Annotated in this window: 9 protein-coding genes; 2 read left to right on the forward strand and 7 right to left on the reverse strand. The window is 41.0% G+C overall.

Annotation, left to right across the window (positions count from 1 at the left end):
* Window positions 1–47: 47 nt before the first annotated feature.
* The 3 genes from HMPREF2573_RS03835 to cgtA form a co-directional block, all read right to left on the reverse strand.
* Window positions 48–1,349 carry a S1C family serine protease gene (locus HMPREF2573_RS03835; RefSeq protein ID WP_003657430.1) on the reverse strand — a complete coding sequence of 434 codons (1,302 nt, stop codon included), beginning with the start codon at window positions 1,347–1,349 and terminating at the stop codon, window positions 48–50.
* Between the two features lie 806 nt (window positions 1,350–2,155).
* Entirely contained in the window at window positions 2,156–3,232 is a 1,077-nt protein-coding gene (hemE, locus tag HMPREF2573_RS03840) for a uroporphyrinogen decarboxylase (RefSeq protein WP_070472603.1), read from the reverse strand.
* A 330-nt stretch (window positions 3,233–3,562) separates the two neighbouring features.
* Window positions 3,563–4,777, reverse strand: a complete 1,215-nt coding sequence (cgtA, locus tag HMPREF2573_RS03845; protein WP_070472607.1) for an Obg family GTPase CgtA — start codon at window positions 4,775–4,777, stop codon at window positions 3,563–3,565.
* Between the two features lie 130 nt (window positions 4,778–4,907).
* Between cgtA and HMPREF2573_RS03850 the strand changes: the two genes are divergently transcribed.
* The gene (locus HMPREF2573_RS03850) at window positions 4,908–5,441 is read left to right on the forward strand and encodes a GNAT family N-acetyltransferase (RefSeq protein WP_070472611.1); all 534 of its coding nucleotides are present in this window, start codon (window positions 4,908–4,910) and stop codon (window positions 5,439–5,441) included.
* A gap of 150 nt (window positions 5,442–5,591) precedes the next feature.
* Here HMPREF2573_RS03850 and HMPREF2573_RS03855 read toward each other — a convergent pair whose 3' ends face one another.
* Together HMPREF2573_RS03855 and HMPREF2573_RS03860 are read right to left on the reverse strand one after the other, a co-directional pair.
* Window positions 5,592–6,935, reverse strand: coding sequence for a glyceraldehyde-3-phosphate dehydrogenase (locus HMPREF2573_RS03855; RefSeq protein WP_070472614.1), 1,344 nt, complete (start codon window positions 6,933–6,935; stop codon window positions 5,592–5,594).
* Window positions 6,936–7,102: 167 nt separating this feature from the next.
* Complete coding sequence (locus HMPREF2573_RS03860) at window positions 7,103–8,110, reverse strand: NUDIX domain-containing protein (protein WP_226889906.1); 1,008 nt, start codon at window positions 8,108–8,110, stop codon at window positions 7,103–7,105.
* A 335-nt stretch (window positions 8,111–8,445) separates the two neighbouring features.
* Here HMPREF2573_RS03860 and hemP point away from each other — a divergent pair, with 335 nt between their 5' ends.
* Window positions 8,446–8,607 (forward strand): hemin uptake protein HemP, encoded by a 162-nt coding sequence (gene hemP, locus HMPREF2573_RS09045; protein ID WP_226889965.1) that lies wholly within the window; start codon window positions 8,446–8,448, stop codon window positions 8,605–8,607.
* A 352-nt stretch (window positions 8,608–8,959) separates the two neighbouring features.
* Here the strand turns inward: hemP and HMPREF2573_RS03865 are convergent, their stop codons facing one another.
* Together HMPREF2573_RS03865 and HMPREF2573_RS03870 are read right to left on the reverse strand one after the other, a co-directional pair.
* Window positions 8,960–13,978 carry a translocation/assembly module TamB domain-containing protein gene (locus HMPREF2573_RS03865; protein ID WP_070472618.1) on the reverse strand — a complete coding sequence of 1,673 codons (5,019 nt, stop codon included), beginning with the start codon at window positions 13,976–13,978 and terminating at the stop codon, window positions 8,960–8,962.
* A 125-nt stretch (window positions 13,979–14,103) separates the two neighbouring features.
* Window positions 14,104–15,920, reverse strand: a 1,817-nt coding sequence (locus HMPREF2573_RS03870) for an autotransporter assembly complex protein TamA (protein ID WP_070472622.1), incomplete at its 5' end; no start/stop codon positions are given.

The following is a 15,920-nucleotide window of genomic DNA, read 5'->3' on the forward strand; positions in this document are numbered from 1 at the left end:
GCTTAAGATATGTATTTTAATTTAACAATGCCTAATATTAAACTGCATCATTGCGGTGTGCCATGCAGGAATTCTAGCTCTTGCAATAGTTGTTCAAGCTGTGTACTTTGTCTTGACTGACTGAGTGAGTTTTGTACAGGTTGGCTTAATGTTTCTGAGCTGGGTCGCTCAGCTAATATCACCTGTACGGTCATCGGTCTCTGATCACGCATGATCTCAACAGTCAGCTGACTGTCAGGTGCTTTACGAGCGACAACACCGACAAGCTCATTGATACTGGTAATGTGTACGCCATCAATACGCACAATCTTATCACCAGATTTTAAGCCTGCATGCTCTGCTGGACTATTCTGCCAAACTCGACGAATAATAACATTCGAGCGACTCTCGATATTTGTAGGATCATCTGTCATACGAACCATTTCAATCCCCATCCAGCCACGGCTAACTTTACCTGTGGTGATGAGGGATGTCATAACTTGCTGGACAATTTGATTGGGAATGGCAAAACCAATCCCCATCGAACCGCCAGAGCGTGAATAAATCGCCGTATTAATCCCAATCAAAGCACCATTAGCATCAACCAAAGCACCGCCAGAGTTTCCTGGATTAATTGCTGCATCTGTTTGGATAAAATCCTCAAAACTACTGACACCGATACCAGTGCGTCCTGTCGCAGAAATGATGCCTTGGGTAACTGTTTGACCAACACCAAATGGGTTACCAATTGCCAGTGATACATCGCCAACACGAATTGGCTCAGCACGAAATGCCATTGGTACAAGATTATCCAGCTCAACCTTAATCACCGCCAAATCACTGTCTGCATCACTACCGATAACGGTAGCACGTGCTTTACGACCATCATTTAGTGCCACTGTAATCTCATCAGCACCGTTAATCACATGGGCATTAGTGACGATATAGCCTTCGCTAGACACCACTACACCTGAGCCTAGATTTACGCCTTGATGTGGTGCTCCACCATAATAACGCTCCAAAAACTGCTGCAATACAGGATCGTTTGAATATAGTTGATGGTGTGCATTTTGGGTGGTATAAATATTCACGACCGACTGGGCAGCTCGGTTTACTGCTTCATAATATGACGCAATTGGTGCAGGTGTATCAGGATGTATTTTTGTACTATCATCGGCGATGATGGGTTGCCACTCACCTTCATTCGATACACTTATGGCAGATGGCTGCTCTAATTGTTCTTTGGTTATGATACTTGGGTTCATCACCAAATAGCCAATAATAAGTGCAAATACAGCCAGCAAAAGCCATGAAACAATCAGTAGAACACTGATTCCAGACTGATGATGAAAACGGATATTTGTTTGCATACATACCTTAAATTATGCTTTTTGGAGTCCTAGATAGGGTTATGGCAATATTTTAGCATATCAATATTACCCATTTATTTGGGTACTGTTGAATAATGCTAATAAAATTCACCATAGTTTACAAGTAATTTATCGAATAACTATGTCAGCACAAGCCAATCATTAATAACATACCCAATCAAGGCATCACTGGCACCAAATCCAGTCCTATTATCTCATTAAAACCAAACATGATGTTCATATTTTGTACCGCTTGCCCTGCTGCACCCTTGACAAGTGTCTTGCACCACAATGATTGTCAAAACATCGATATCGTGATGAATGCCGATACACAGTTTATTAGATACTCGAACCGAACGGGTATCAGGAATAACCCCCAACGATACCGATATTAATTTTTTTGCTCAGTGATACTCATAAATCTCATCCCTTAACATGTTAACAATCAAATAATTATCCTAGCGGAAATGTGGTTAGATTGCAAATAACTCACAACATATTGATGAATAATTTTAAATTTATAGTGAATAAAAAATCTGATATCTTTGATGAATATCATTCATAATATTATGCCAAAGCTCAAGCCTTAGTGATTATTTTATCTTTAAAATATCATAGATAATGAATATTATCTTAAATAAATTTATTAAATAAATATCCAAATGACAAAGCTTCAATACTATTATCTTTTGGTATCAGATGATTTTATGGCAATACACTTGATTGATGATTGAGTTACCAATTTAGAACAAATATCGCTATTGATAAACCCCCTGAGTATATCGCTTAGGGGGCGGTCTAACTTATTATGAAATCTGATAATCATGCACTGCATCAATAAATGCCTTAGCATGGTCAGGATTTGACCACTGTGTAATGCCATGACCAAAGTTAGCAACATAACCTGATTTATCAAGGACATACGCATCATCTAACATACGATGAACCTCCATTTGTATCATCTTCGGTGAACCAAAAATGGTTGCAGGATCCAAGTTTCCCTGTATTGCTTTTTTGGCATTTAGGGCGTGTAGTAAGTGACGCGCCTTATCTAATGGCATTGTCCAATCTAAACCCAGTGCATCAGCTTGGCTATCTGCTTGAACATCTAGCCATAAGCCGCCGCCTTTGGTAAATAATATCACAGGCACATCAGGATGAATGGCTTTTAGGCGGGCAACAATCTTACGATTATAAGCATGGCTAAATTCGGTAAACTGGCGATGACCAAGCACTCCACCCCAACTGTCAAAAATCTGCACAATCTGTGCGCCTGCCACAATCTGTGCATCTAAATAATCAACCACTGCATCGGTAATTTTTGCAAGCAATGCATGTAAAAGCTCAGGCGTGGCATACATCATGTGTTTGGTATGGCGGAATTCACGGCTAGAACCGCCCTCAACCATATAAGTTGCCAAAGTCCAAGGACTGCCACTAAAACCAAACAATGGCACCTGACCATTTAATGCTTTGCGAATGCTTGTTACAGCCTTCATCACATAATCAAGTGATGAAGTCATGTCAATCTTTGGCAGCGCCATAATCTGTGACTCTGTCCGCACCGTCTTGGTCAGCTTAGGACCTTTACCTTCAGCAAAGTATAGACCCAAATCAAAAGCATCAGGAATGGTTAGAATATCACTAAATAAAATTGCAGCATCCAACTCAAACCGACGCAATGGTTGTAAAGTTACTTCTGTTGCCTTATCAATATCTTTACATAGACTTAAAAAATCGCCTGCTTGTGCACGCACTTGCTTATACTCTGGTAAATATCGCCCTGCTTGACGCATCATCCAAACTGGTGTGGTATCCACAGGTAAGAACTTTAATGCACGCAACAAGCGATCATTTTTTAGGGGGGCAAACTGTGCTGTCATAAATCTCTCTATCAATTTATTTTTTAGGATTAATAACTTAATTATTTAAATAATATAAGTAAAAATCTATGTTTATCAAGTTATAAAATGGTCATATCATCACGGATACCATAAATCTCAATCATGCCAATAGATAGCAAAATTTTTGGTTGATTGCGATTACAGGCATCACATCCCCAATCTGGTCGCCAAACGATGGTTTATACAATATTTAAGTTTATACAATATTTAAATAGCACAAACAATTTGCCAAATTAACAGGCCATTGCATGTAAAATAAATATGCTTAAAAACGCTGATAAACCCTTAAAATGATGATGCCAGCTCACTTTAATAAGGTGCATATTCAACTGCAACATCATAATCGTCATCATTCCAATCATCATCGTCATCACCATCACCGCCCTCACGCTGTGCTTTACGCATCGCACGATAAGCTTCTTTTTGGATTTCGGTATTATGACGCACTTCTTCTTCAAGGCGTGCAAAGCGAGCCGCCTGCGCTTCAGCAAACATCGGATCTTCAAGCTCACGCTCACGCTCATCTTCAATGACCTGCATCAAATGATGTTTGACTGATTCAACCCCTTCGCCAGTCAGCGTTGAGGTGTAAAATACCTCGCCTGCCCAGCCTAATCGTGTGATGATATCTTGACAAACAGCATCACGCTGCTCGTTGGGAATTTGGTCAATTTTATTTAATACCAAAATTTGTGGCAGCTGTGATAACTCTTGAGAAAACTTATTCAATTCATTTAAGATAATCTGTGCATTAGCAACAGGATCTGATTCATCAATCGGCTTGACATCAACAATATGTAACAAACGACGCGTGCGTGCCACATGCTTTAAAAATCGAATGCCAAGCCCTGCACCATCAGATGCACCCTCAATCAAACCTGGGATATCTGCCATAACAAAAGATTGATGCAAGCCAACATCTACCACACCTAAGTTTGGTACAAGTGTTGTAAACGGATAATCAGCCACTTTAGGTCTGGCAGCTGAGACCTGACGAATAAAGGTCGATTTACCTGCATTTGGCAAACCAATCAAACCAACATCGGCCACAACTTTAAGCTCAAGCTTGATATTTCTTGTCTCACCAGCAAATCCAGGTGTTGCTTTACGAGGTGCTTGATTGGTAGAAGATTTAAAGCGTGTATTACCAAAACCACCATCACCACCTTTGGCAATCAAGATTTTTTGACCTTTTTCGGTTAAATCTCCAATCACCACATCCAAATCAGTATCAATAATCGTTGTCCCTATCGGTACTGCCAAATAGATATCATCAGCACCCTTACCTGAACGGTTTTTGCTGCCACCATTTTCACCACGGTGTGCTTCAAACTTACGAGTATAGCGATAATCCACCAAGGTATTGGTATTATCATCGGCAATGGCATAAACATCACCGCCTTTGCCACCATCGCCGCCATCTGGTCCGCCTTTGGGAACAAATTTTTCACGGCGAAAGCTAACAATCCCGTTACCGCCATCACCTGCTTTGACGCTGATTACAGCTTCATCAATAAAACGCATAATTTTGCTCAAATTTTAGTTAATTGATGACTATTGTAGCACAAATTGCTCAATGATTGAAAAATAACAAAACACAAAATCATTTATGCGGTACAATAAAACCTCTTATAATAAGGTTTAAGGAATTATCATGCCCAAGATTTCACTCATAGCGCCGACACTCGCCCATCAGTCGCAAATTTTATCACTCGCCAAAGCCTTTGAAGATAATGGGCTGGTATTACACGGTATGTCACTTTCTTTATTTGACAGTTATGAAGACTGGTATGAAGACTGGCTTAATTTTAGTCGTGCACCTGCAGGCACACCTGCACCAAATCATGCCTTTGTTAAAGTAGCGGATGATACTTTTTGTGGTGTCGATGAGTTGGGTTTGGTTCTTGGGGTGATTAATGTGCGTTATCAATTGAATGAGTTTTTAAAAGTTCAAGGCGGACATATTGGCTACAGTACTCATCCAAATTACTGGGGTCAAGGTATCGCCAGCCAAATGCTCAAGCTTGCACTGACACACTGTCAACAAAATGGCTTAAATCAAGTACTCATTACCTGTGATGATAGCAATTTGGCATCTGCTAAGGTGATCGAGAATCACGGTGGTATTTTAGAAAATAAGTTAAATACCAATGGTAAAACCGTTCGCCGATATTGGATTAATATTTAAGTAAAATTTTATAATATTATTATAAAGCAACTCACTCTAACTTGCCATTTGGTGAGCCAAGAATGTCTTTTTAGCCAAAAAGCCCATCAGCATTAACTGATGGGCTTTTGGTCAAAAATAGCTGGGATAACTCAAAAGTTAGATAAGGCTTTATTTTGCCATCTGTTCAGCCACACGGATAACTTGAGTGCTATAGCCCATCTCATTATCATACCAAACATATAAGGTGGCACGGTTATCAGTAGCAATGGTTGCCTTGGCATCAAAAATTGCCACTTTTTCAGAGCCTACAAAATCAGTTGACACCGCCTCAGGTGAGTCTGAATAGTCAATCTGTGCCTGCCACTGCTCACTTTGTGCCTTGGATTGGATAAAGGCGTTAATTGCCTTAGTATCACCCACTGATTTTTCAAAGTTTAAGTTTAAAATTGCCAATGAAACATTTGGGGTAGGTACACGAATGGCGTTGCCTGACAGTTTGCCTTTAAGCTCAGGAATGGCTTTGGATACTGCAGACGCTGCACCTGTACTGGTCATGACCATATTCAGTGGTGCAGCACGACCACGGCGGTCAGCTTTATGGTGATTATCTACCAAATTTTGGTCATTGGTGAATGCGTGAATGGTCTCCATATGACCATGAACAATACCATATTCATCATGCAAAACTTTCAGGGTTGGCGTGATGGCATTGGTGGTACAGCTGGCCGCTGATACAATGGTATCGCTACCAATGGTATCGTGATTGACGCCATAGACAATATTCTTAATTTCGCCTTTGGCAGGTGCTGTTAGTAACACTTTTTTTACACCTTTTGATGCCAAATGTTTACCAAGCCCCGCTTCATCTTTCCATTTGCCTGTATTATCGATGACAATCGCATCATTGATATCATGTGCTGTATAATCCACCTCTGATGGGTCAGACGCATAAATTACCTTGATAAAGCGACCATTGACAATAATACCATTATTTGTGGCATCAACTTTTACAGAGCCATTAAACCAACCATGTACCGAATCTCGTTCTAATAGCGATGCACGCTTAGCCAAATCACCCTCACCCGCTGGACGCACGACAATGGCCTTAAGCTGTAAGCCTGACTCTGACGCAGGGCGACTCATCAATAAGCGTGCCAAAATGCGGCCAATGCGGCCAAATCCATACAATACCACATCAGTCGCTTTGATTTGACTACCGCTATCAAACTCATTGGCTGACTTTTGTGCTTTGATTGCTTGTACAATATCAAGCGATGTATTTTCTAAACCATGATCAACCAAAGCCTTGGCAAACGCCAAAGTATCAGCCAATGCCACACCATATTTATCATGCAGTGCTATCAATGCCACCACATCCAATGTCATACGCTCGCCCAAAAATGTCACCGAAACCTGTCTGCTTGCCAAAGTATTTAGGGCAACAAGTAACTCAACTGCTTGAATTTCTTGGGTTTTTCGAGAAGATAAATGGGTAGAATAAAGGTTTGACATGATATTTTCCTTACGGTCTTTTCGTCAAAATTTTTAGGTCTAAAACAAGTGATATGCCCGAATTATAAATCAATATTTAAAGCTTGGCAATGTTAATTCTTGTGTGAACACATTGACACAAGAATAAAGCGTGCTATGCCAAGTGCTTGCATGGTTTATCTTATCGTTCAATAATGCTGGCTATTATGAGATAAAATCAGCCCCCTAATTCCTGCAATACCTTTTGCACCATGATTTTTTGCACAATTCATATCAAAGTATGTCATCCCACCCAATGCCATACTTGGCATATCACACAGCTTAGCCAAGGACTCAAACCCCTGCCAACCAAGCGCATGAGCCTTAGGATGGGTTTTTGTTTTGTGTACAGGTGAGATAAGTGCCGCTACGATGCGATGGCTTTTGGCAAGCTGATTGGCCATCATTGCCTCTTTTTTATCATGCACACCAACCCAAAGCGGTAAATCGGTTGGCAGTTTATCAAAATTAGCAGAAAAATATTCAAGTTCATCACAAGTTAATTTCACCATGACGCCACCAAGTACTTTCATCATATCTTGGGCAGCTTGACAAACCGACCAACTGACCACAAAATTAATATCTGGACGCTTAGATTTTAGTAAAGTTAGCAGCCTAATGGCATCATCAGTACCCACGCAAGGTCGACAATAAAAATAGGCGGATTTAGGCAACTGGTTGCTATAATAATTCACAAAACCATCAAAATCACCAAAGTAATCCACCGCATGGCTGATATACAGCAGATTTGGTAATCCAATCCAATCCATAATCCGTGCGTTAGCGACAGGAAATTGATTAACCTTAGCAATCATTTCATCCATATCAAGCCATCTCAACGCTTGATTTTCAAGTCCTTTTTGGCAATATAAAAAATCATGATATTGTTTTTTGGTTAGATATACTTCATAAGTATATAAATATACCTTTTTATCTTGATAATCATGATACACTTTTCCCATAAAAACCAACTGGTCGGTATTTAATGATAGACCAATTTCTTCATTAACCTCACGCATCAACGCCTGTTTGGCAGATTCGTTTGCATCAATCTTACCCCCAATAAATTCCCACTTACCCCCTTGGTGTTGATGCATATGACGCTTTGCTACCAAAAATTTATCTGTATATCTCAGTACAGCTACTGCAACAGACACAATGTTATGATTATGGATACAATTTACTTGCATAAGTTTTTATTTTTCAATCAGTTATGGATTTTTTTAATGAATTTTATCAAATTTTGATATTTATATTTGCAATTTACTAAAAACCTGCTATTATAACTACAAATGATAATTATTGCTGTTTAAAAACCAATATCATTCGAAAATTAACCTAATGATAAAACGGTAATGGATCATTTTAATGGCAATCATGCCAGCACTCAAAATATATTTGAATCAGAGTGCACTTTAGTAAGATAGTAGTTTAGCATACGGCTTGGGATAACCACCCATCACCCGTCAACACAAGGAAAATCGCCATGACTATGAGTATCGCTCGTTATTTTAGTAACCGTGATCACATTCGCTTACCAACATTATACTCACAAAATCTTTTTGCCATGACCAAGGAAGTGCGTATTGAACATCAAGGGGAAGAGTACCGCCTGCGTTTAACTCGAAATAATCGATTAATTTTGACCAAGTAATTATCTCATAATTATCTAATGATCCATTGGCGACATTAGCTATTATCAAGATATTAACATGAAATTATTAACATAATGTATCATATTGATTTTAGATCAGTTTAATATCTTAAATCACTTTAATAAAAACCGTTTTTCTCCAACCCAACAGGCATCATTTGTACTGACAGATGATGCTTGTTGGGTTTTTAAGGTATCAATCGGTCTAAAAATGCTGACAATTACTTTGTTAAAATGACATACAGATTAAAATCAATTTCATCAAACATTTGGCATGGATAAAACTTCTGATCAATGCCTTTTTATTCATCATCTGATACACATTCAAACGCATTTATGAATGGTTTTTTGGCTAAAACTTCCAACGATAAATCACATCAACCATATTTTCAGCGGCACTGGTTGCTTCAATATAAACACGGCGTGTCAATTGATAACGCATGGATAAGGTTGATTCAGCATTAAACACACCCACGCCATAACGCAAATACAAATCTGGTGTAATATAGCCTGTAACATTAACATTGGTATCATCTGAGCTGCCCGAGGCATCAATGGTCAAACTCTGAAAACCAAATGCGTGACCAATTTGGTTGGTTAAATCTCTGGTTCCTGACAAACCTAAGCTTAAGCCAGCAGCAGCAAGGTGATTGGTTACTTGTGAGCGAAAACCCTGCTCTGTGATACCCAAATCACTTGATTCGCTAATGCGTCCTGTCACCAGTGCATTCATTGCTTGGTATTCATCCAAACCTGCATCATTAAATACGGTAATGTTTGGATTTGATGCCGTTCCACGAATGCGAACGCCCACCGTTTGCCCTTCAATTTGTTTTTCACCCTCAATAGATAAGCGTGGATTAAGCATGTCGCCATCAAAACGAATTTGGGCATAATTTAAATCCAAATTTTGACCGATGACATCGATTTTTGTGCGTTTAGAAACCTGAACCACGCCAAGAGCTTGCATTGCACCTTGTCCTGACTGAGTCAAATGTATCGCGCCTGCCAATGGTAATACCGCCCCAAATCCACGAAATTCAATCTCATTACCCAAATCAACACCGATATTTGCATTAATATCCCAAGGTTTCGCTCTACTTAAAATCTGGTCAATATTACCTGTGATACGGCGGTCAATGACTGATACATCTGGGGATTCGGTTACGATATCTGCGGTTGCCTCTGGCGGACGAATGGTTGCTGATGGGATACTAACAACGCCTTGAACATCTACAAATTTTTGGAAAGGTCTGATAATCACTTCCAGCTCAGGGCTGATTTGTGCCGTCACAAGCGGTGGCTGGCTGACGGTCAGATTTTCACCAAATACGCCAAGGCGAGCATACAGCTCTTCTGCCCAATCCATTTCACCATAAAGCACACCATGACCCTCACCACCCATAAATCTACCGTCTAAGCGTGCTTTAGTACCTCGTATGTTCACCGTGGCATCAACATCAGAAATGGGCATTGGTACGCCAACAATCGCTAATGCACCATTCTTTAAATTGGCATTACCATAAAACAATGGTTTGGATAATGTACCACCTAAGCCACCTGCCAAGCTGACTTTACCGCTCAATGTTTGAATGCTCGGGAAAAATGGTCGCAATACCGCCAAATTAAGATCATTCATAACAAGCGCACCAGAAATGGGCTTGTCTGTTTGCTTGGGGTTGATGATTACATCGGCATAACCCCGCCCTGCCGTACCCAAGATATCGGTTCTTACCTTTAAGCCATTATCAACACTTTTGGCAATCACAGACGCACGCTGATATGGCATCTCAATATAACCTGTCTCTTCTTGAGTTAAGCCAATTGTACCATCATCAGAATACAGTACAGCATCAACCAAAGGTGATTGACCTGCCTGCCACATTGCCTTAATGCGACCATTGAGCATGGATTTCCAATGAATATCACTGGGTAGAGCCGCCAATAGTACTTGAGTATCAAGATTTTGGATAATAAGATTGACATTCCCTGATTGCGGTGTATAACTTAATGTATCTTGTAAACAAATCGCACCCACGCCATCGCCTTGGATATGTGCCGATTGCCAACAATGCGCTGCAATTTGTAAGCTATTATCATCCAATCCATAGCTAAACTCGGTCGGCTGACGCTGTGACATTTTGCCAAATCCACTCTTGACAAAACCATCAGACAAAACACCATGATATCGCATATTGTTGCGATTAAATGCCCCATCAATATGCATAGATGCTTCGATATCACCGCTTTTGGTTGAAATTGATAAGATATGATCGGCTTCTGTGCCACTAAAATCCATCCGAGCAGATTTAATGGTGCGTCCCATCACGATAATATCATCACCCTGAACCAACAGCTGGCTTTCGCTATTACCCAGATTGACAATTTTACCGATAGCTTGGGCGTTTTGGATGGTGATATTGGCAAATCTGAGTGATGAGACACTGGCATCAATATATAAAGTTGGCAAAGCGTGATGATCATTGACGACAATCACACCGCCTTGAATCGCACCACTTGCGGTATCAATCAGCTGCCCAAGATCAATCACATTCACACTGGCGGTCAACTGTCTTTCATCGCCTGATATGGCCAAATGATTATTGCCAATGCGGACTTGTAGATTATCAGCATTGAGTTTATGAACGATATTTTGGGTTTGGCGTGCGTTGTTATCAATACGATTTTTTAGTGCCAATAAATCATCAGACGAAGTCGGTGGGCGGCTTGCTTGCTTGATACTTTGGATATACCCAGCCAAATCTTTAGGTAGGGAAAGCTTGGCATATAAGCTGCCTGTGGCGATAAGTGGCTGATTATTGTAGCTACCTGTAATATCCAAATTACTGATATCAATGACTTGATGAGACTCTTGCCAGTTGCCTGCAAGCTGAATTGTACCGTTTAAGTCAGTATCTAGCGACTGGATAAATGCACCCAAATTCAATGAATTCATATCAGCCTCTAGCTGCCATGCAGCACCTTGGCTAATATCTACCCAGCCTGTCGCATTCAGCGTGCCTGCTGTGCCATCATGTCTTAGATGATTGACCATAAAGCGATTGCCAGAACCTGTCGCATCAATACTTAGATGACCATTTGGGATTAAATTGTTAATCACTTGACCATCAAAAGTGAGTGCGATATCATCCATCACGCCATCACGATATCTGCCTGATGTGGCAAGATCGCCTGTGATGATCGCAACTAAATTGTCATCATCAACAAAAGCGGCGGTATCCACCTCATCTAATCGCCCTTGAATTTGCCAATGAATACCGTCATTTAATCCAAGACGACCTGCAAGCGATACTTTGCCTGAGTCATTCATCATGACTGCCCGTGTGATGGTCAAATCATTCAAATCACCTTCAATATCCAATCCAATGCTTGAGTCAGCTACCTGCGGTAAGATATCTTGAGCAAGCTTGCCATCAAAATTTGCCTTAAGATGGCTAATTTGTCCATCTTGTAGCCTAATCTTGCTGACGCCTTGACCCATCAGATGTACTTGCTTGCCGTCATTTAATAAAGCGGTTAAATCACTGTCATCCACTTTAATGTCATGAATTGACACACCATCTATCTCACGCAGACGCCCTGAAGCAATTATTCTGCCTGAAATTTGCTCAAACGGTGTTTGATTGGGTGTTTGAAAATACGCATTGGGTTTGACTGGATTGGCAGTGACATCAAGCTGCCACTCAAGCGGTCTTTGGGCAGTCGCAAAATCAACCCTGCCAGTACCTGTCAACTCGCCCATCACGCCTTGATAGTTAAAATCTGTCAAGTGCAAGTGCTGATTTTGCTCAATATTTGCTTGCACATGATATGATCCGCTTGGGACGGCATTAAGTTTAACAATGTCAGCAGAGGCGTTAATATAGGTATGTCCGTTCTCCAAACGAACTGATGCCTGACCTAAGCGGCTATGAATCTCGCCAATTTGTGGAATATCATGGCGGATTAGATTTGCCCAAGTCGCATCAATACGCCAAGGCTCATGATCACTCTGTTGATTTTGAGCCAGCGTCGCTTGAATGCGTTCACCGTCTTTTTGATTCAGATCAAACTCAAACCGAGTATCATGACTGGCTTTGTCTAATAGCGTATACTTAACCCCAAGTGAGCCTGTCAAAACCTTAGGTAGATAGGCTTTATATTCATGATAATCACTTGGCATCTCTTCACGGATACGATAGCCGTCTGCTGTAATGGTGGCATCAAGCTCATAGCCATCTTCCCAAGTCATATCACCCGTTGCCACCAAAGTACCATTGGCAGTATCAGCCTGCAAATATGGGATTTGCATGGTACTGCCACGAATAATTCCACGACCGTGATAATGCCCATCAGGAATATCTTTGGCGGATAACTCAGTGTTAATACGTAGCTCGATATTTGAGATGACGCCATCAGCGATGATAGAGCCATTTTTTAGTAAAATATTTTGACTGTCAGCATAAGGCAATCGTACTTCATCAAAATCAAGGCGTGCACTAAAAGGTGAGTTTTTATCCAACCCTTGAGCGATAAAGCTGCCTGTCACATGATGCTGATTATATTTGCCGGTGAGTGTACCAACGGTACGCTTAAGGCTACCGCCTGCTTTCACCGACAAAGTATCAAAATACGCATCATCAAGTGCCAAGATATGCACATCTGCCGACAACGACAGCGGATAATGACCTGTTAAATCAATTCCACCAGTGGCATGGCTGATATTAATATCATCACCATAGCTTAGCATGGCGTTATCAATTTTAACTGTTGAATCTGCCCATGATGCGTGATCAAATGCGATATGATGCAGTACGACAGGCTCAGAATCCACTTGGTCATAGATAATTTCATTGACTTTGGCATTTTCAAGCTTAAGCGTCACTGGTAGGTTGATGGTCGCATAATCAAAGGGTTCGCCTGTTGATGGCTTGGTGTTTGTCACATAAACTTTATCAATCTTAGGATTGACCAAATGCACTTGGCGAGCAAACAAGGCTCGCCACCCAAGCTGTACATAGGCACGATTAATGGTGATGGTAATATCTTCACTTTGAGCGATTTTGACATCTTGCACCCAAACTCCACGGCGAATTGAGCCTTCGCTGTACTTAAGCTTAGTGCCAGTTTCTAACGCAATTTTTTCGATTAAAAACTTTGAACCTGACTCGCTGTTGGTCATGGCAAATAACACCGCCAACAACAATAAAGCGGCAATAATTGCTCCGACAATTAAGCGAATTAAATAGATTAGCCATTGTGGTTTGGGTGGGTTTGGTGGTTTGGGCTGAGTTTTAGTCGGTGCAGCAACGCCAGCAGAAACCCTATTTTCTGCCGATGACGAGTTTTTTGAATTATCCTGATGAGTCATGTGCCGCCTTTAGACATCTAATTACCAATGCGTCATTTAATCACAAATGGTTAAAATTATCAATTCACGCCAATCTGTCGGCGATATAAAATCGTAAAATAAATAAAATAATAAACTAAGCTGAATTAAAATGGTGTGCCAATAAAAAAATGCAGCTTAATGGGATTGCCCTCTTCTTTGACACCAGTTGCCACATCAACACGAACTTGACCGACAGGTGATGCCCAGCGAACACCGACACCTGCACCAATTTTGGTATCATTAGTAAAGCCTTTATCATAAGCATTACCAATATCACCAAAAACCGCCAAACGCAAATCTTTCATAAATTCATAATTATATTCAGCTGTACCAACCGCCAATACTTGACCGCCTGTCAGATAACCCTTATCTGATATAGGTGATAAACTGTCATGTGCATATCCACGAATACTTTGGTCGCCACCAGCAAAAAAACGCAAACGATATGGCACATGATTAAAATTATCCGACCAAATGTATCCTGCTTGTATGCCACCAGTCATCTGATGGGCACGATTGCTGCCATAAGCATTATCCCCAAAACTATACACGCCACTAATACCAGCTCGAGCAATAGCCATATTAGCATCCGATACCAAACCGCTTGAGCCAACCTCTAAAGAATATCGCTGACGATAGCCACGCATCGGATTAACCAAATTATCTGCAACCGTTTTATGCACAGCAACACCTGCCAATAACGCCTCTTGGCTTGGCTTACCATTGACAAAATCCACTGGTAAATCCTGCCATGTTTCAGGGGGTGCTTGGGTTTTAAGCTTATCAAGACGATAACGCAATGAATAAGTACGATTCCAGCCACCATTTTGGATAATACTGCGGCTAATCTCATGCTCTAGGGTGCGTGTGGATAAATCAAAACCATTGGTAGAGTGACCAAAAACTTCTTGTTGATAACCCAAAGTTGCTCTTAGCTGATCATTTAGAGGGTGGCTAAGCGGTTTGGTGGCATATAACTTGACCCCTTTTTTATCCTCAGACAGTCTTAGCTCAGCGCCTGCTTGATAGCCATCACGATTAATCAAATTATGCTCAAATTTTGTGACTAGGCGGGTACCTGTGTCCGATCCCCAGCCCAAACCAATTTGACCATCTCGTGGTTTATCACTCGCCACAAAGACATATAGCGGCACTTTTTTACTTTGATAGACATCGGCAGGGGTCTTGCGATTAGCCAATGCGGTACGCTCGGGCAAATCTATTACCTCATTTTCAGATTCATCAGGTAAAATAGCGCGTGCAACGGCAGATACGGCATCGCTGATTCTGCCCAAAATAGAGCGATTTACGCCATCATCATGATTGATGGCAAGCACCCTATCATCAGGCATGTCATATAAATGGCGAGCCTTGGCAGCCACCAAATTTAGCTTGTCTTGAATCAGATTAGATGCACTAAATTCGATGGGCGAAATATCCATTAATATCCCATCCGTTAGCTCAACGGTTTCAATGACAGGTTCAAGTGTGCTTTCATCAACTTGTGCTGGTTCAGTACGGCTACTTGAAGACTGCTCAAAGCTCACTTGGTCGTTTTGGATCTGTTCACGCTCTGGAAAGACAATCTCGGTATTCACCATATTAAAATACCGTGTGGCAATCAAATCATTTGAAAGTGCACGCACCGCCTGTAAATTGTAAGCCTCTCCCATGTTAACGGTGAGTAACTGCTCAAGTAATTCTCGTTTAACTGGCAGCTTATCTGGATCGGTTGTCAATTGATTGGTTTTAGGATCAATGGTAAAAAATACCACCTCATCAAAGCGATACTGCGTACCTGTATCATAAATTAAGCTGACATCAGCGGTATTATCTGGCAAAATTACATCAACTGAACGATCCAGCCAACGCCCATCAAAATATCCATGTTCAGCACTGGCATTTTCGATGAGATTTTTTT

Source organism: Moraxella sp. HMSC061H09 (assembly GCF_001809255.1).
In the GTDB taxonomy this organism is placed as follows: Bacteria; Pseudomonadota; Gammaproteobacteria; order Pseudomonadales; family Moraxellaceae; genus Moraxella; species Moraxella catarrhalis.

What these genes read in the sequence shown, in the direction of transcription:
- HMPREF2573_RS03835 (WP_003657430.1), bottom strand. Translation starts at nt 1,349, where the DNA reads ATGCAAACAAATATCCGTTTTCATCATCAGTCTGGAATCAGTGTTCTA.
- HMPREF2573_RS03865 (WP_070472618.1), bottom strand. Translation starts at nt 13,978, where the DNA reads ATGACTCATCAGGATAATTCAAAAAACTCGTCATCGGCAGAAAATAGG.
- HMPREF2573_RS03855 (WP_070472614.1), bottom strand. Translation starts at nt 6,935, where the DNA reads ATGTCAAACCTTTATTCTACCCATTTATCTTCTCGAAAAACCCAAGAA.
- HMPREF2573_RS03850 (WP_070472611.1), top strand. Translation starts at nt 4,908, where the DNA reads ATGCCCAAGATTTCACTCATAGCGCCGACACTCGCCCATCAGTCGCAA.
- hemP (WP_226889965.1), top strand. Translation starts at nt 8,446, where the DNA reads ATGAGTATCGCTCGTTATTTTAGTAACCGTGATCACATTCGCTTACCA.
- hemE (WP_070472603.1), bottom strand. Translation starts at nt 3,232, where the DNA reads ATGACAGCACAGTTTGCCCCCCTAAAAAATGATCGCTTGTTGCGTGCA.
- cgtA (WP_070472607.1), bottom strand. Translation starts at nt 4,777, where the DNA reads ATGCGTTTTATTGATGAAGCTGTAATCAGCGTCAAAGCAGGTGATGGC.